Origin of the sequence: Iodobacter ciconiae, assembly GCF_003952345.1 — a bacterium.
Classification (GTDB): domain Bacteria; phylum Pseudomonadota; class Gammaproteobacteria; order Burkholderiales; family Chitinibacteraceae; genus Iodobacter; species Iodobacter ciconiae.
In genome coordinates, this window is the sequence record NZ_CP034433.1 from 3,509,309 (window position 1) to 3,527,909 (window position 18,601).

General features: G+C 48.4%; 10 protein-coding genes. 6 read left to right on the top strand and 4 right to left on the bottom strand.

Going from position 1 to position 18,601, the window contains the following annotated elements; all coding sequences use genetic code 11:
* Positions 1-3: 3 nt before the first annotated feature.
* Positions 4-1,968 (bottom strand): DUF2298 domain-containing protein, encoded by a 1,965-nt coding sequence (locus tag EJO50_RS15450; RefSeq protein WP_125975653.1) that lies wholly within the window; start codon positions 1,966-1,968, stop codon positions 4-6.
* A gap of 360 nt (positions 1,969-2,328) precedes the next feature.
* On the opposite strand from EJO50_RS15450, the gene EJO50_RS15455 reads away from it, so the two are divergent.
* The 4 genes from EJO50_RS15455 to EJO50_RS15470 all read left to right on the top strand — a co-directional run bounded on the left by EJO50_RS15455 (position 2,329) and on the right by EJO50_RS15470 (position 7,975).
* Positions 2,329-4,329, top strand: a complete 2,001-nt coding sequence (locus EJO50_RS15455; RefSeq protein ID WP_125975655.1) for a site-specific recombinase — start codon at positions 2,329-2,331, stop codon at positions 4,327-4,329.
* Positions 4,319-4,903, top strand: coding sequence for a 2OG-Fe(II) oxygenase (locus tag EJO50_RS15460; RefSeq protein WP_125975657.1), 585 nt, complete (start codon positions 4,319-4,321; stop codon positions 4,901-4,903). Before EJO50_RS15455 ends, EJO50_RS15460 begins: the two co-directional genes overlap by 11 nt.
* 130 nt (positions 4,904-5,033) lie before the next feature.
* A complete protein-coding gene (locus tag EJO50_RS15465) occupies positions 5,034-6,125 on the top strand; it encodes an ABC transporter substrate-binding protein (protein WP_125975659.1) in 1,092 nt (363 codons plus the stop codon).
* Positions 6,122-7,975, top strand: a complete 1,854-nt coding sequence (locus tag EJO50_RS15470; RefSeq protein WP_125975661.1) for a GGDEF domain-containing protein — start codon at positions 6,122-6,124, stop codon at positions 7,973-7,975. The genes EJO50_RS15465 and EJO50_RS15470 overlap by 4 nt, the downstream gene beginning before the upstream one ends.
* Here the strand turns inward: EJO50_RS15470 and metF are convergent.
* Entirely contained in the window at positions 7,947-8,777 is an 831-nt protein-coding gene (gene metF / locus EJO50_RS15475) for a methylenetetrahydrofolate reductase [NAD(P)H] (RefSeq protein WP_125975663.1), read from the bottom strand. The two genes, EJO50_RS15470 and metF, sit on opposite strands and share 29 nt — an antisense overlap.
* A gap of 620 nt (positions 8,778-9,397) precedes the next feature.
* Here metF and EJO50_RS15480 point away from each other — a divergent pair.
* Positions 9,398-10,764, top strand: a protein-coding gene (locus tag EJO50_RS15480; protein WP_125972954.1) for an IS3 family transposase whose coding sequence is annotated in 2 segments (ribosomal slippage) — positions 9,398-9,916 and positions 9,919-10,764 — 1,365 coding nt in all. Because the reading frame shifts where the segments join, the coding sequence is not laid out codon by codon here.
* Positions 10,765-10,829: 65 nt separating this feature from the next.
* Here the strand turns inward: EJO50_RS15480 and purL are convergent.
* Positions 10,830-14,780, bottom strand: coding sequence for a phosphoribosylformylglycinamidine synthase (gene purL / locus EJO50_RS15485; protein WP_125975665.1), 3,951 nt, complete (start codon positions 14,778-14,780; stop codon positions 10,830-10,832).
* A 455-nt stretch (positions 14,781-15,235) separates the two neighbouring features.
* Here purL and EJO50_RS15490 point away from each other — a divergent pair, with 455 nt between their 5' ends.
* Positions 15,236-17,719, top strand: a complete 2,484-nt coding sequence (locus tag EJO50_RS15490; protein ID WP_125975667.1) for a family 20 glycosylhydrolase — start codon at positions 15,236-15,238, stop codon at positions 17,717-17,719.
* Positions 17,720-17,920: 201 nt separating this feature from the next.
* Here EJO50_RS15490 and EJO50_RS15495 read toward each other — a convergent pair whose 3' ends face one another.
* Positions 17,921-18,280, bottom strand: coding sequence for a rhodanese-like domain-containing protein (locus tag EJO50_RS15495; RefSeq protein ID WP_125975669.1), 360 nt, complete (start codon positions 18,278-18,280; stop codon positions 17,921-17,923).
* Positions 18,281-18,601 lie beyond the last annotated feature (321 nt).

The following is an 18,601-nucleotide window of genomic DNA, read 5'->3' on the forward strand; positions in this document are numbered from 1 at the left end:
AACTTACCGGCGTTGCTCCCAAACGCCGAATTCAATGCCGTTTTCTATGACCAGCACTCGCCAGGTGTAGTGCGGTTCTAATTGCGCACTTAACGCGGTAAAAGCTTCGGGGCTGCGTGCCTGATCGAAGCGGCTCCAGACGATGTAGCGAATATTCTGACTTTTGAGCCAGGTATCAGCGTTGGGAAGAGACGCATGATAAAACGCCCGAATTTTGTTCGCTTCAGTTTGAATAAAAGGCGTTTGGTTCCGCCACAGGCTCTCATGATCTGGCCAGCCTAAGGCGGCCATCTGACCACTATGCAGAGCAAAGGCGCTTGCCGGTGCGTAAGAGCCTCTGTCTAATCCTTCTAAAACGATGCCTTTTTCAGCCGAGCGAAGGTGATTTAAAATAGCGCGGTGAACGGTGTCATTTTTTAACCAGCCATCGCCAGCAAATTGGCCCATGCTGGTTTTGGGGTGATAGCGCCAGTATTGTGCTTGTGGCAAAGCGTAAAGACAGACTGCGATCAGCGGTACTGCGGCTAAATATTGTTGCCAACGCCTGGGGCTATTGAGTGCGGTGGATCCCAGCAGCAAAAGCGCTGCAGGATAAAGCCAGGACCACCACTTTAAGGTGGAGTTAAACCGGTTATAGGTGCCTGAGAGTGGATCATCGATATAGATAAATTCCATCAAGGCAAGGAGCAGTAAAACACCTGCTCCACTCCAAAATGCCAGTCTGTTTTTAGGTCCCTGGCCCAGTGCTAAAGCGGCCAGCAGTAATACTGGCCACCAAATGGCAAGACCCTTATGCAATGGTGTATGGTCTTCTGTGGTGACAAGGGCAAAGCCCGCAGATAAGGCATTCGGTGCGTAGCTATTAATAAATGGGTAGAGCAAGGCCAAGGCGCAGCCTGCACCTGCGATCAAGTATTTTAGATAGCAAGCTTGCTGGCCTGCTCGGCGATAGGTGCACCACCCTAAGACCAATAAGCCTTGCAAGGGCAGATTCCAAGCATTTACCGCCAGCAGTAGTGGCACACTCGCACCTAGGGCAAAGGCTAGGGGTTTGGCTTTAGGCTCCTCTTTGTTCTCTAGGCGGATCATCAGCGCCAGCGCAAACAAGAGCAGTGCAAAGCCTGCTAATGGCGGATGTAAATCCCCGAGGTAAATGTAATAAGAAAGCGTTTCTAGCGGTAATTCGCGTGGCACTGCTCCCTCAATTTTTGGGAAAAGCGCTTGCCCTGCTACTGTATTGATCTGCTGATCGTAAAGCCCTGCAAAGCGCGTATTAGCCCAGAGCTGGCTAATCGCGGTTTGATCGCTGTTGGCTGCTCCATAGAGCACAGGTAACAGTGGGGCAACGCCTGTTCCGCCGACTAAGAGCGCGGCGGTGACGAGGCTTTTTTTCCAGCGAGAAGTCAAAAAATGGCTTACTACACTCCAGGCCAGGCTGATACTAAAAGCGATCGTCAGACAAAAGCCAAAATTCATGGCACGCCCTGCATCCAGAGCCAGTACACGGCCCATCAAGGCGGTTGCATAATGCAAGAAACCGTAGTAAATATCAAAACGGTAAGCGGGGAGCCAAACATCAGGAGGGGGAAGCTGCGTGCCGCCGAGGTAATTCGATATAAAGGCTAAATCTGTGAGATGCTCAGATTGCCCATCAATATCGGGAAAGACAAAACGCCAGGCAAACACATAAGCAAAGGGGAGCCACAATGGCAGCTCGGATCGCCAGCCTCCCGTTTTCCAATGCTTAAATAGCAAAGGCACGCTGATTAGAGTGCCAAGTGGCCAAACCCAGCTTAAACGGCCTAAACCGATAAAATGTTCAATGAAAAACAGGGCAGTTAGCAGAGTTAGTGTTCCGGCTGCCCTTGCAAGCTGTGCATCGGCGAAGTAGAGGTTAAACAAGCGACCTAGTGCAGCTAAATTTACAAGTAAAATAGCTGCCGTTAGTGCCAAATAAATCAAATGCATTGCTTGCTCCGATATAAGACTTTGCTGACAGATTGTACATAAATGCAAGCTTAAAATGATTTAATGAGTAGTAATGTCCTGTTTTTGCTGATAATTACTCTTGCTGTTTTGAGTTCCCGTGTTTGGGAACCGTGAGACATTTGCGTTACAAATCTAAAAAAGGGAAAAAGGCTGCTTGCCAACAGGGGGCGATTCCCGTCCAATCTGTATCGGACAAAAACTTTTATGAATGAGACCTCGTTTTGTAAGTGAGATTTCAGCCGGGGATATTGCCCGAAATAATGCTTTGAATGCGCGCCTGATTCCGGGGTGAATGTAGTGCTTTAAGCACTCTGAAATGAATTGAATAAAGAGTACTGAATGGAAAAAATACTGAAATCAATGCAGGCGGCTACGGTAGATCAAGCTTTTGAGCTATTGTGCCAGCTGATTGCTGTGCTGCGTCCTGTAAAAGCGGAAGACACCGCTCAGGCAGTTAATAATATTCAGGCTCTATGTTATTTACTTGAACAGCAGATTGAATTACGTACGGCTTTACGCCGTCATTTACTGCATTTGTTATCAACAACAAAGCAGGTTCATTTATATACCGATACCGGTATTCTTTCGAATGAAAGCCTTTATGATGCGCTGGTACGGCGAATCGGGCATCGTTTGCTGCCACCAACTGTTAATTTGTCATCATTAAAAGATTTATTTGGCGCAGCATTTAATTGTAAAGATGATTATGTCTGGTTTGGCAATGTGCCGCATGAGGCATGGCAGGATTTAGGTTTGGCGCTGCATTTTCATGATGAAACAGACCAAGAAAGTATTAACCGCACTTTAGTACAAATGCTCGAAGCGATTCAGGTTTTATCCTGCCGGGTTTCTGCAATTGGGCTCGAGCCTGAAATTGTAAAAAATCATCCTGATATAGAACGCTTTGAATCTCCTTTTGTACGGCAGAATGTAGAAACACTCGCCTGGATTGAACGCTATCGGCAAGATTTAATTCATGAGGGCAAGCCTAGTGAAGATGATTTACAGATTCGTGTATTGCTTGCTCAATGTGAAGAGGTGATTGCCAAAGTACGTAAAAATGCAGCCAAGCGGGGAGTGTCGGTTAGTTTAACTTATTTGCTGATTCGATTACGTCAGCATATTGATCGCTTAAAAACGTTACTTACCTTGGCTAATCCAGATTCATCACCTGAAAAATCAGCAACTTTGCTTCGTACCCTGCACGCATTTGTAATAGCAGAAAATCGTAAATATAGTTTGAAAGATCTTTTTGCAGAAAATACGGAATTGCTGGCTTTGCAGGTTACAGAGCATGCCAGCCATACCGGAGAGCACTATATCGCTGAAACACGCCGGGATTGGGTGGGCATGTTTAAATCCGCTGCGGGAGCAGGGATTATTGTCGGCTTTATGGCCATGCTAAAAATTCTGATTACCAAAGCACACCTGCCCTTATTGCTGGAAGCGATTGCATTTAGCCTAAATTATGCTTTTGGTTTTATGTTTATCCATATGATGCATTTTACTGTAGCGACCAAGCAGCCTGCGATGACTGCCGCTAAAATTGCAGCATCAATTCATTCTTCAACCAAGCAAAAAGATAGTTTGGGCGAATTAGTTGAGCTGATTGTAAAAGTATTTAGAACACAATTTGTGGCAATTGCCGGCAATGTTTTACTGGCTATTCCGGTTGCATTGTTAATTGGCATGGCATGGAAGTGGCAGCTGGGCGAGCCTTTTATTAGTGCAGATAAGGCGGATTATTTACTGCATGATTTAAGCCCGATTGCCAGCCTGGCTATTTTCCATGCGGCTATTGCTGGTGTGTGCTTATTTATGTCGGGCCTGATTTCAGGTTATTACGATAATAAGGCAATTTATAACGAGATTCCCGAACGAGTCGCTGTTTTGCCTTGGTTAAACCGCTGGCTGGGGGCTGCAAGAACACAAAGAGTGGCCAATTATATAGAGCATAATTTAGGCGCTCTGGCCGGTAATTTTTATTTTGGAATAATGCTCGGCTCAATAGGCACAATTGGTACGCTGCTGGGTTTGCCTATCGATATCCGGCATATTACTTTTTCATCCGCTAATTTTTCTTTTGCTTTAGCTGCGCAAAATTTTCAAATGGACTGGCATATTGCTGTGATCTCATTGCTTGGTGTGATGCTGATCGGGATGACCAATTTAGTGATGAGCTTTACCCTGGCGCTGTGGGTTGCATTGCGTTCCCGTAAATTGTCTTTTGGCCAGACCCGGCCTTTATTAGGACAGCTGATGCGGCGTTTTCTAAAACGCCCTGCAGACTTTTTTATTCCAACAAAAGATGAAGCATCGAGTGACGCGAATGGACATTGATTTAGTTATTGACGATCTGGTGGAGCATGGCTTTGTTCTTGTGCCCCAGTTTTTAGATAGTACAGAGGTTCGTGGTTTGGCTTCTGCCATGCAAGAGCGCCGTGATTTATTTTGTCAGGCAGGAGTCGGGCGAAAAGAAGGTCATTTTGTAGTCGAGCAGATTCGGGGGGATCATATTTACTGGATTGATGCCCGTGATCCGGTTGCCGCCCAGGTATTAGACAGGCTGAATGAATTAAAACAATCACTCAATGCTGCACTATATCTGGGCCTGGATGAGCTCGAGTGCCATTTTGCAGCTTACCCGGCAGGCAGTTTTTATGCCCGCCATTTAGATCAGCACCGGGGGGAAGACAGTCGTGTGGTCACGGTTGTTTTATACCTGAATTCAGAATGGGAAGAGCAGGATGGGGGACAATTGCGTCTGTATCTGGATGAGCATAGGCATTTGGATGTTTTGCCCGAAGGGGGCAAGCTGGTAGTGTTTTTATCGGATCGCTTTGAGCATGAGGTTTTAGCTGCCCGGCGCGAGCGCTTATCGCTGACAGGATGGTTTCGTCGCAGGTCTAAATGATCAGGTACATAGCGGGGTTAGGGTGTAAACGTTATAATTGCTGAGAATAAACCACATCGGTGGGGCCGCCAGGGAAGCTGTATCAATGCAGAATAAGAATTCTCACTCCTTTATTGTGCAGGAGTGATGCATGAATTTACTTCGTCATTTTTTTATCCTGATTTTGTTATTAAGTAGCTCATCTTCCTGGGCTATTTCGGTTTTATTTATTAATCCGGGCAAAGAAAGTGAAGCATTCTGGGTCAATGTCAGCCAGTCTATGGCTGCGGCCGCTCAAAATCTGGGTATGGAGCTGAGAGTGGTTTATGCCGAGCGTGATCATTTGCGCATGCCTTCTCTTTTGCAGCAAACGCTTGATCAGGGACCAAAACCAGATTATTTAATTGTGGTCAATGAAAGGCAAATGGCTCCTCCTTTATTGGCGATTGCCGAGCGAGCACAAATTCCAACATTACTTACACTTAATGATTTAACGCCGGAGCAGATTAAGCAATTCGGCGCTCCCCGAACGCATTTCAAATATTGGCTGGGAAGTGTCTTTCCGGATAATCAGCAGGCGGGCTATTTAACGGCTAAGGCTTTATTAACCCGGCTGGTGCAAACAAAGAAACCTGGCGCTAACGGTCTTTATCAGTTATTGGCGATTGCAGGGGATAAATCGACGCCAGCATCGCAAGATCGTGTATTGGGTTTACAAAGGGCGTTGAAAGAGTTTCCTAATGTGGAGCTGAAGCAAATCGTCTATGGTAATTGGCGCAGGGGGCTTGCTGCGGAGCAGATGAATGTATTGCACGATCGTTACCCCGATGTTGCCGCCGTCTGGTGTGCTAATGATTTGATGGCTTTTGGGGTGATCTCCAGTTTGGAGCAAAGAAGGGGGCCGCGTAAGGAGGTATTTGTCTCGGCTATTAATTACTCCAATGATGCAATTTCAATGATTAAAAATGGCCGCTTGACTGCTTTATCAGCAGGGCATTTTATGGTGGGGGCCTGGAGTATAGTGCTGCTGTATGATTATGCACATGGTCGGGATTTTGGCAGGCAGCAGGGTACGCAAATGCAATTGCCTTTATTGAGTTTGGTAAGCGTATCGAAGGCGGGTTTATTTGCTGAGCGGCTTAGCCCGGAGGGCGTTCAAAAAATTAATTTTACCCGCTATAGCAAAGTGCTTAATCCCAAAATAAAGCAGTATGATTTTTCTTTAGAGTCTTTATTACAATGAGTGCACGCAAGCATTTTCAGCCAATAGCACAGCGGCTAAGTAATATTTTATATCGCATTGGTTTTTTGCTGATGCTTGTTATTGTGATGGTCTATGCCGTTCTTTGTTATTTTGATGTAGCCGATAATTTACACGAGCAGCTGGTGGGCCTTGCTCAGGAGCACCGCCCCAGGCTGAGTGCTGCATTGTGGGATATTGATCCGATTGCTCTGACCGAAGAGCTTGATAATCTTCTGGCTGTAAATAGCGTGGCAGGTATTGTACTCACCACACCCAGTGGTGCCCGCTATATCAGGGGGGAGACTGATGAGGTTGCTAAGAAATTAAGATATTCGGTTGAATTAATGTACAGGAGCAGCAGTATTCCTGTCGGACGGTTAACACTGATTAGTGATCGTTATGAAATCTGGAAGCAAGTTGCTTATCGCGTGTTTCCTTTTGCTCTTGCACAACTGCTGTTTGTAATGGGGCTTTTATTTGTTTTACAACTGTTTTTGCGCAAAGTGGTATTGCGGCGTTTGGATGCATTGACCATTCATACTCATATTTTGCAGCATGGCCATTTAGATACGGCTCCTCCTTCTCCCTTATTTGAAAGCCCGGTTCGGGATGAGCTGGATAATTTGCTGCAAGGCTTTGCTAATTTACAAGATAATTTATTGCATCAGCAGCAGCAGCGTGGTCAATTAATTCATGCTCTGGCAAAAAATCGTGATCAGTTAGAAGTCGAAGTCGCGCAACGTGCCGATGAATCCTTTTATTTATCGGGCTTTTTGCAGCTGTTATCCAGAGATACTGCACGTTGTTTAAGTATGTTCCCGGATGGTACCCAATATGCTTTAGAGCAAACCTTAAAAGAAACAGGCCAGCTGATGGGACTGGATGCCTTGGTGGTGGTGCATTTTGCAGATGGTCACCATAAAGGCGCTCTTTATTTCTGGGATAAAGATGATAAAAAAATACGCAGTGATTTTAATTTCGCTAAGCGCAATTTATTTGAATTGAGTAAAAAAAATCTTATTTCGCAAACTACTTTTATGGTGAATGCAGATGATGAATTATCGAAAGGAAGCGATGAGGCTGTATTATGCCGTGATCTGCATTTAAGTAAGCTGGCGGGCTTGTCTCTTGATTTTAATACGGAGCGCTTGGGGGTTTTATTTGCAGGTTTATCGGATCAGGACCGCCAGTATTCCGCGCTGGAAATGCGCTTGCTCCCTATGGTGGCCGGGCTGTGCTCCAATGTATTGGCGCATCATTGCCAGCAATTGTCATTGCAGGAAACCCAGCATGCTTTGCTGCTTGCTAATACCCAATTGGCACATTTGACGCGTCATGATGCCTTAACCGGAATTGCCAACCGGCGTGTTTTTGATGAGCTGCTTGCCAAGGAAATGGCTAATGTGGCTCGCAAGAATCAGCCCTTATCACTGATCATTTTGGGCTTGGATTCATTTAAACAATATAACGATAGTTTTGGTCACCACGAGGGTGATATTGCTTTGCAAAAAGTGGCAGCAGTATTGGGTAAGTTCGCCGAGCGTCCTGGTGATTGTGCTGCCCGGATTGAAGGCAATGGGTTTGTTCTTTTACTGCCCAATACAGATTTACATATGGGTACATTACTGGCCGAGCGTATTCGTCTGGCGGTTATTAAACTCGGAATTTTACAGGAAGATGGCTCTGTTCTGACTATTAGCCAGGGCCTTGCTATTCATTCTGGAGCAGAAGAAGTCAGTGCTGCTGACTTCTTGCGCATGGCGGACAGAGCGCTTTATCGTGCCAAGCACCATGGTAATCAGGTGCAGGCGATCGGGTCTTTTAGCGACCTAAGCGCTGGCAGACAGTAGAAACGGCTCCGGCTGCATTGAGTGTGTAAAAATGCAGGCCCGGTGCACCGCCCGCTAATACCCGGTCGGAAAGCTCGGTAACAAAATCCAGGCCAAAGGCGCGGATCGATGCCGTGTCGTCACCAAAGGCTTGCAGCCGCAGCCGCAGCCAGCGTGGAATTTCTGCACCGCACATATCTGAAAAGCGCGCCAATTGACTAAAGTTCTGGATGGGCATAATGCCCGGTACGATAGGAATTGTTATGCCGCGTGCATTGACTTCGTCTACAAAGCGAAAATAAGCATCGGCATTAAAAAAGTACTGGGTAATTGCCGAATCCGCACCGGCGCGCACTTTATTAACAAAATTATGGATGTCAGCCTCGGCACTTTGTGCCTGCGGGTGAAACTCGGGATAGGCTGCTACTTCAATATGAAACCAATCGCCAAATTCATGGCGTAAAAAACTGACCAGTTCATTGGCATAACGAAATTCGCCAAAATCTCCCATCCCCGAAGGAATATCGCCACGCAAAGCCACAATATGGCGGATACCGTGGTCTTTATAGTTTTGCACAATATTGCGAATGCTTTCTTTGGACGAGCCTACACAGGACAGGTGCGGGGCCGCAAAATGGCCTTCGGACTGGATATCCAGTACGGCATTAAGAGTGCCTTCCTGTGTTGTGCCACCTGCACCAAAGGTCACCGAAAAGAATTCGGGTTTAAATTGCGCTAATTGCCGGCGTGTTGTGCGTAGTTTTTCTGCACCTTCCGGTGTTCTTGGCGGGAAAAATTCAAAGCTGATAGGAGAAGGCGTCATTATTATTTATCCAGGGTACTAGGGTCTGTTGACGTTTTATTCATGGCTGCATTGCTTAGCAGCTTTGGGGTTGTGGTGGGAAATGGTTATTTCCTGGTTATCGGGGCCAATTACACTTTGTATACCTTGTGCCTGAGTATTTTTCCGGCTCAGTACAATGCTGAATTAAACGCTAACAGGCCCTGATCAATTCATCTTAACATTGCCTCCTTATTTATGGCGTGCAGGGAATTCATTTCAGACATGAAAGAAATTAATTGTTTTTTATGAAAATGGCTGCCTCATATGGTTAATGCGGATTGTTTTTCTAACAACTATTTTTTAAATTCAATGGGTTAGCTTATTGTGCATTGATGCTATGTTTGTAGCGGTTTCACAAAAAAGTAGCGGGCACTTTAATAGACTTAATAAATATGGAGTTATAAGCAAATAGTCGGGCTCTCAACTTTGCTAATCAGGCAGGGACGTGTGTTTTAAGCGGATTCAGGATGCATCCGGAAAAATGCCGGAAGTAGGTGGTTCACACAGGATACGCAGCTCTGTACGGCCCAAAAAAAGCCGGCTTTTATTGAACTGCACCCCAAAAGTTGGACACCCGTCCATATTTTTGGGGTGTTTTTATGTCCAAGTACACAACGCAATTCAAGCTTTCTGTCGTTCAGCAATATTTAACGGGCGAAGAAGGTATTAAAACGATTACTAACCAATATGGCATCGAGCAGGCCATGTTTCGTCGCTGGGTGAGGTCGTTTCGCCAGCATGGTGAATCGGGTTTAGCCCCCAAATACAGTCATTACGATGCCGTGTTCAAACTCTCCGTGCTCCAGCACATGTGGGACAATCATCTTTCCCAGCAGGAAACTACCGCTTATTTTGATATTCGTAGCCCCACTTGTTTGAGCCAATGGAGCACGCAGTATTGCGCAGGCGGAATTGCTGCCCTTGAATCTGCGCCTAAAGGTCGAAAGAAATCACCCATGCCCGTTGCCGAAAATAACACTGCTCCCCTGCCGATTGATGATGAAACCCGTAGCCGTGAAGAACTCATTGCAGAAGTCAAACGCCTCCGTTTAGAGGTGGCCTACATAAAAAAGTACAATGCCTTAGTTCAAGCCAAAGCCCAATCGGCACAGCAGAAACAGCACAAATAGTGCTTGAATTAAGGCCGCAGTTTCCCTTGGCTGATTTGTTGAAACAAGCCGAGTTGCCGCGTAGCACCTTCTATTACCAGAAGCAGGCTTTGGCGGTGAGCGACAAGTATCAAAACGTCAAAACACAGCTTACAGCGCTGTTTACAGAGCATAAAGGGCGCTACGGCTACCGGCGCATCATGCTGGCGCTGCGTAATAAGGGCGAATGGCTTAATCACAAAACGGTGCAGCGTTTAATGCAAGAGCTGGGTTTGAAGTCGTGCGTTCGGCCTAAAAAGTACCGTTCATACAAGGGTGAATGCGGCAAAATCGCGCCAAATATATTGCAGCGACAATTTAGTGCAGATAAGCCGAATCAGAAATGGGTAACCGATGTGACTGAATTTAACGTACAGGGAGAAAAGCTCTATCTGTCGCCAGTTTTGGATTTATACAATGGAGAAATTATCGCTTTTGAAATGGCGCGCCGCCCAGTATTTGCGCTGGTCAGTCAAATGCTAAAGAAAGCGATCGTTAAGCTGAGCCCGGATGAAAAACCACTACTGCATTCGGATCAGGGTTGGCAGTATCAAATGGCAAAGTATCGGCAGCAATTGGCAGGAAAAGGACTGGTACAAAGTATGTCAAGAAAGGGCAATTGCCACGATAATGCAACGATGGAAAGCTTCTTTGGTACGTTGAAGTCAGAGTTTTTCTACCAGGAAAAATTCACTAGTATTGAGCAACTGGAGCAAGGCATCGTGGACTACATTCATTACTATAACCACGACCGAATCAAGTTGAAGTTAAAAGGGCTGAGTCCTGTTCAATACAGAACCCAGCCCTTGAGCACCTAGCTTTTATACTGTCCAACTAATTGGGGTCAGTTCATATCAGGCCGGCTTTTTTGTTGGCAGGGTGATCAGCCAACAAACTGACGGGCGTTGCGGAACATGCGCATCCATGCGCCGTCTTCCGCCCAATCGCTTGGGTGCCATGAGTTCTGTACGGTACGAAATACGCGTTCCGGGTGCGGCATCATGATGCTGAAGCGGCCGTCGGCGGTGGTTACACCGGCAATTCCCTGCGGGCTGCCGTTTGGATTAGCCGGGTAGGCTTCGGTGGTTTTGCCATGGCTGTCCACATAACGCATGGCCACCAGCGCCTTGCTGATGTCGCCTTGCTGGTTGAAGTTGGCAAAGCCTTCGCCGTGAGATACCACTACCGGCATACGGCTGCCGGCCATTTCGCTGAAGAACAGCGATGGAGATTTAGTCAGCTCAGCCATCACCAAGCGCGCTTCAAACTGCTCGCTTTGGTTGCGAGTGAATTTAGGCCAGTGCGCGGCTCCCGGGATAATGCCGGACAGATTCGCCATCATCTGGCAACCGTTACACACACCCAAACCAAAGGTATCTGTGCGGCCAAAGAAGGCTTCAAATTGTGCGCGGGCCGATGCATTAAATAAGATCGATTTAGCCCAGCCTTCACCAGCACCCAGCACATCGCCGTAGCTAAAGCCACCGCAAGCGGCCAGACCCTGGAAGTCTGCCAGCTGAACCCGGCCAGAAATCACATCGCTCATATGCACGTCAACGGCGGTGAAACCGGCGCGGGTAAAGGCGGCGGCCATTTCTACATGGCCGTTTACGCCTTGCTCACGCAGTACGGCTATCTTGGGACGAACGCCGGTGGCGATATACGGCGCGGCGATGTCGATATTCTGATCAAAGCTTAACTTGGCAAACAAGCCTTTCTCGTGCTTGTCGGTAAGGCGTGCGTATTCGGCATCGGCACCGGCCGGGTTATCCCGCAGGCGTTGAATGTGCCAGCTGGTTTCCGACCATGCTTTGTGCAGATCAACCCGCGATTCTTCCAGTACCAAGCGATTACGCGCCTTGATTTTGAGCTTGTCATCGTGGTTGGTGCTGCCGATCACGTGCAGCTCGGAGCGGATATCCACATTAGCAAAGGCGGCAATTACGGCGGCAGTATCAGTGCGCTTCACTTGCAATACTGCACCCAGCTCTTCGTTAAACAGCACGCCCATCACGCGTGCATTGGCTTCGCGAACCACATCTTCGGCGGTAAATTCATTTTGCTGGCGCTGACGGCGGCGGCGCTCGATACACAGCTCATCGATTTCCAGCGTAACGCCCACATGGCTGGCAAACATCATTTCAGCAACCGTGGCAAACAGGCCGCCATCCGATCGATCATGATAGGCCAGTAATTTTCCTTCGGCATTCAGCTGCTGAACTGTAGCAAAGAAGGATTTCAGATGGGGTACATTCACGATATCAGGTGCGGTATTGCCAACCTGCTTATAAACCTGAGCCAGGGCCGAGCCACCCAGGCGGCATTTACCATCGCCCAGATCAATCAGAATCAGGTCTGAATCAACATTAGTTTGCAGCTCTGGCGTCAGTATTTTGCGTATATCGGTCACCGGTGCAAAGGCAGAAATCACCAGGGATAGCGGCGCGACGACTTGCTTAGCGTCCCCAGCTTCATCCCAGACTGTTTTCATGGAAAGTGAATCTTTACCCACCGGAATCGACACGCCCAGCTCGCGGCACAGCTCTAAGCCAACCGCTTGTACTGTGTCATACAGATTAGCGTCTTCGCCAGCATGGCCAGCAGGGGCCATCCAGTTGGCAGAAAGCTTAACATCAGATAGCTGACGAATTGGCGCAGCCGCAATATTGGTCAGCGCTTCACCTACGGCCATCCGGCCAGAAGCCGGGCCGGAAATCAGTGCCAGCGGGGTGCGCTCACCCATTGCCATGGCCTCGCCCAGATAGCTATCGTAAGCCATGGCGGTCACAGCCACATCGGCCACGGGAACCTGCCAGGGGCCAACCATCTGATCGCGTGCGGTAAAGCCACCTACGGTGCGATCGCCAATATTAATCAGGAAAGATTTATCGGCAACCGATGGCAGACGTAATACGCGGTAAGCGGCTTCTTTCAGCTCTATGTCAGATGCATCAAAAGCAGTCAGTTCTGGTGTAATACGGCTCACGTCGCGTGTCATTTTTGGTGGCTTGCCGAGTAAGACATTCATCGGCATATCAACAGGCTTGTTACCGAAATGATCGTCAACCAGCACCAGTTGTTTTTCGTCAGTCACACGGCCAATCACGGCAAACGGGCAGCGCTCGCGCTCGCAAATGGCCTCAAAAGCCAGTAAATCTTTAGGATCGATTGCTAATACATAGCGCTCCTGGCTCTCGTTCGACCAGATTTCCTTAGGTGCCATGCCTTTTTCTTCGATGTTCACTTTGCGCAGATTAAATACCGCGCCCTGGCCAGCGTCGTTCACCAGCTCCGGGAAGGCATTGGAAATGCCTCCCGCGCCCACATCGTGAATCGACAAGACCGGGTTATTAGCACCCAGCTGCCAGCAGCGGTCGATCACTTCCTGCGCACGGCGCTGGATTTCCGGGTTGCCGCGTTGTACTGAGTCAAAATCCAGATTGGCTGCATTGTCGCCAGTCGTCATTGAACTAGCCGCGCTGCCGCCCATACCAATCAGCATGCCGGGGCCGCCGATCTGGATCAGCAGCGAGCCATCCGGCAGGCCACTTTTTTTAACATGCAAGGCGCTGATATTGCCTAAACCACCAGCAATCATAATGGGCTTATGGTAGCCACGGCGGCAGCCAGCAAGGTCTTCTTCAAAGGTACGGAAGTAACCGCAGATATTAGGGCGGCCAAATTCATTATTAAACGCAGCTGCACCAATCGGGCCTTCGATCATGATATCCAGTGCGCTGGCAATGCGATCCGGCTTGCCATAAGGCTGCACTTCCCAAGGCTGCTCGGCACCCGGAATATTTAAGTTAGATACGGTAAAGCCCGCCAAGCCTGCTTTGGGCTTGGAGCCACGGCCGGTTGCACCTTCGTCGCGAATCTCGCCACCCGAGCCGGTTGCGGCACCGGCAAACGGGGAGATCGCGGTTGGGTGATTATGTGTTTCCACCTTCATCAGAATATGCGTTTGTTCGGTACTGAATGCGTATTCGGCACTACCGGCCTGCGGATAAAAGCGGCCGATTTCTGCGCCTTCAATCACCGAGGAATTATCCGAATAAGCCACAACGGTGCCCGCTGGCGCTGTTTTATGCGTTTCGCGGATCATGCCAAACAGGCTGTAATCCTGTTTTTTGCCATCGATAATAAAATCGGCGTTAAAAATCTTGTGGCGGCAGTGCTCAGAATTGGCCTGCGCAAACATGGTGAGCTCAACATCGCTTGGATTGCGGCCCAGCTTGTTGAAGTTTTCTACCAGGTAATCAATTTCATCATCACTGAGCGCCAGGCCAAATTCGCTGTTGGCTTTGAGTAGCGCGGCTTTGCCACCACCGAGGATATCGACTGTCAGCAAAGGTTTAGGCTCAACGTGGCGGAACAGCTCACGGCCAGCTTCTAAGCTGCTGAAGACTTCTTCAGTCATTCTGTCGTGAATCAAGGGTAGCAATAAGCTTTGTTCCGCTGCTGACAATGGGCTGCCGTCTTCCTTGCTGGCGTAAATTACAACGCCACGCTCGATACGGGCAATCTTATCCAGGCCACAGTGCTGGGCAATATCGGTGGCTTTGGAGGACCAGGGAGAAATAGTCCCCAGGCGTGGCAATACCATCATCAGGCTACCGATGGCAAGCTTAGGCTGAGCAGGTTCGCCATAGTGCAGAATTTTGTTGAGGATGGTGTTTTCGTCCTGCGTCAGCTCGGCACTAATTTCGGCAAAGTGCCAATACTCAGCATAAATCTGCGCAAAAATACCCTTAGCAGCGAGAGCGCCGGTCAATTTTTCGACCCGGAAAGATGAAAGCGCGGTACCGCCGCGCAATTGGAGAACGTCAGCCATGTCTTTGATCTTTGATAGGAAAGCCTCGGGAAGTCGCAATGATACCCAAAAACGACTTATTTTGCCTTGAATATCGGCAAAGTACGCGAACTAATATGGGTTTTTTAGCAGGAGATACTGGCTTGTGAAAGGTGTTTTCTGTGCTTTTTTATGTCGTTAATTTTGCGGAATATTTTAATAATGCCCAGGTGATTTTTTGTGTGTTAGATTTATCCAAGTTTTTAATTTTAAGAAGGGCACCTTTGTAATTTGCTATCGCTGTTTTGCTGGATTTGTAATTATAAATGCTTAATTGGCAAGCTCGCAGGTTATGCAGGCAGGCCGCAGCCTCGTTACCATTAAATTCCGCAATACAGGCAAAGCCCCTGGCTGGTTTCTGTGATTGATTGCTTCTACACTCGAGCTGCGCCTTTGAGCGTGGTGCTTTTAATATAAAAACGAGAAGGGAAGAGAAGATGACGCAGCCAGCGGGTGCACAATTACAGCTGAAGTGGGAATGCCTGACTAATCATTACGGGGGTGATCACTTTTTAGCCGAGCTGACGATTACTAATCTGTCAGATGTCGCTTTAAGCGGGCAGGATTGGGCGATTTACTTCAATACCTGCCGTAAGATTAAGCCAGAAACTGTGCAGGGTGGTGTGGTGGTGGAGCACATAAATGGCGACGTTTCACGCTTTATTCCAGCTGCGGATTTTGCGGGCCTGGCTGCGGGCGCTTCGATGGTGGTTCGTTACCAGGGGATCTTCTGGGTGATTAACGAAACCGATGCACCGCTGGGTTTTTATATTGTTTATGACAATACGGTGGCCGATGCGATTGGTGATCCACAGATCGTGCCTTTCAGCCGCCCTGAGCAATGTAATCGTAATTTAGCGGATGTCGTGCCTTTGATGACGTCTGCATTACGTTTTGCTGAGAACCAGGCGCTCACGCTATTGCCTGCCGATGCAGTAGGCAAAATCACGCCAACACCGATAGAGGCGCGCTGGGATGCAGGTCAGTACCTGATTACGGCGGCAACTTTGATTGTGCATGGTGAGGCGCTGGCTAAAGAAGCGGCGTTTTTGCGTGCTGCTTTGCGCGATGTCTCGGGTGTGGAATTACAAAGAGCCAGCCGTGGTGCAGGTATTACTTTGCAAATTGCAGCACTTGATGTGGCGCAAAGTGGTGCGCCGCTAGAGGCTTACCGCTTAGAAATTAGTGCCTCAGGCATTGTGATTAGCGGCGTCAGTGCGGCTGGCGTGATGAACGGTATTCAATCTTTGCGTCAGTTATTACCATTAGAAAGTTATCTTAATCCGCAGGCTAGCTTGGCCGTGCCTTTCGGCTATGTGCTGGATGCGCCGCGATTTGCTTACCGTGGCATGCATTTGGATGTGGGTCGCAATTTCTCTAGTAAAGAAACAGTGTTGCGTCTTTTAGACTGCATGGCCTTATATAAACTCAATAAATTTCACTTTCATTTAACTGACGATGAAGGCTGGCGCTTAGAGATCCCCTCTTTGCCTGAGCTTACCGAAATCGGCTCTTTGCGCGGCTTTAGCCCTGATGAAGAAAGCAGCCTGCTGCCAAGTTTTGGCTCTGGAGCAGTGGTGCAGGGCTCGTCGGGCACAGGTTTTTATACCCGTGCCGAGTTTATCGAGATTTTGCAATTTGCTACCGCCCGCCATATCGAAGTGATCCCAGAAATCGACGTGCCCGGCCACGCCCGCGCTGCGATCAAGGCGATGGAATTGCGTTATAAGCGCTTAAAGGCCGCTGGCAATCTGGCTGGCGCAGAAGAATATCTGCTCAGCGATTTTAACGACCAATCTAAATATGAATCGGTGCAGCTGTGGCATGATAATGTGATGTGTATCGGTCTGGAATCTTGTTACCGCTTTATTGAAACGGTTCTCGTGGAGATGAAGGCGATGTTTGCCGAGGCGGGCGCGCCACTGACTACTATGCATACCGGTGGCGATGAAGTGCCGCATGGTGCCTGGGAAGCTTCTCCGGTTTGTCAGGCTTTTATGCAAGAACAGGGCATTACTTCGATTCAGGACTTACAAAATTACTTTCTGGCGCGTTATCGCATCCTGTTGCAAAAGCACAATCTGGTCTTTGGCGGCTGGGAAGAGATTGCTTTATCCAAGCAAGATGGCAAGCATGGCCCGAACCCGGAATTTGTGGACGCCAAATTCCAGCCCTATGTCTGGAATAATGTCTGGGGCTGGGGGCAGGAAGACTTTGCCTATCAGCTGGCCAATGCGGGCTATCAGGTGGTGCTGTCCAATGTGACCAACTTGTATTTCGATTTGTCCTACGCCAAAGATCCGCAAGAGCCGGGCTATTACTGGGGGGGCTTTATTGAAACGCGCGGCGCCTATGAGTTCTGCCCGCTGGATATTTACACTACCGCTACGGTTGACCTATTTGGCAATCCGCTCAATGCAGATAGCCTTGCCAAAATGCAGCGCCTAACGCCTGAGGGTACTAGAAATATCTTGGGTATTCAGGGCCAGCTTTGGGGCGAAAATGCGCGTAGCCAAAAGCGGGTGGAATATCTTGCAATGCCACGAGTGATTGCACTGGCAGAGCGTGCCTGGGCGGCTGATCCGGGTTGGACCAAGATCGGCGATAAAGCCGAACAGGCAGCAAAAATGGATGCTGATTGGAACCAGTTTGCAAACCGCCTGGGGCAGCGCGATATGCCGCGTCTGGATGGTTTTGTCGGAGGTTACGGCTACCGTATTCCCTTGCCGGGCGTGCAGCGTGTGGATGGCAAGGTTGCACTGAATGTATCCGCGCCGGGTTTGGCACTGCGTTATACCGTGGATGGCAGTGAGCCCAATGTGCAATCGGCGCTTTATACCGAGCCCTTTGCAGCAGATGGGGCTGTAAAAGCCGCCAGCTTCAGCCGCACAGGGCGTAAGAGCAGGACAGTTGTGGCTTAATTCTGCGCGAAGGCTTCTCCGCTGCTAAGTACGGTAGCGGACGGGACTGCTATGTCCATATTACAATATTTGTTGGTGTTAGTACGGTGTAATTATATCGGGCGATATACGACTATTGATCAATAGACTTTTTTTATGAGTATTGACTGAAACCGAAACCGTGTGAATTTTATTTCACACGGAATGCGTTTTAAATCAGTATTAGCAGGATGTTGCTGTGCAAGGCTGCAGTTTGGTCTGCAGCTCTGTCATGCCGCCACCATTATAAAGTTGTTGAAAGCCAAGCTGTTCAAGTGCCGTGACTGCGATGGCCGCCCGGCGACCGCTGTAACAATAGATCAGAATCGGGCTCTCTTTTGTTGCTGCCCCGATTGATTGAATCCCTTCGGTAATTTGTTCGTGAGGAATATTTATCGCGCCATCAATATGCCCTGCAGCAAACTCCGCAGGTGTACGCACATCAATAATCACGGCCGGTTTGACCCCGTTATAACTAAAATCTGCAGCGATTGCGCCGACAGAGATGAAGACCAATAACAAGTATTGCAGCAAGAGTTTCATATTTTCTTCCGAGAGTTTTTTTGATATTTAAAGCGGGGTTTTGCACTCAGGCAACGCTTAGGCTATTCCTTTCGTTTACTAAGTCTATTACTGGCAGCAATGCGCCAAATGCAAAGATTATTATCAAAGCTGTCACAAGCATGACGTCCAAACATGGGGCCTTGCTGCTTCTAATAGAGGTTTTACTTACACCTTAGTGAGTTAGCGTACAGCTTTGTATAAACAACTACCGCTTGAAGCCCCAGATATAATGATCTATTTGTAAGGCGTCAGCAATAGATTGGCTCTTGCTTGTTATGGGTAAATTTTGCAGCCCAGCTG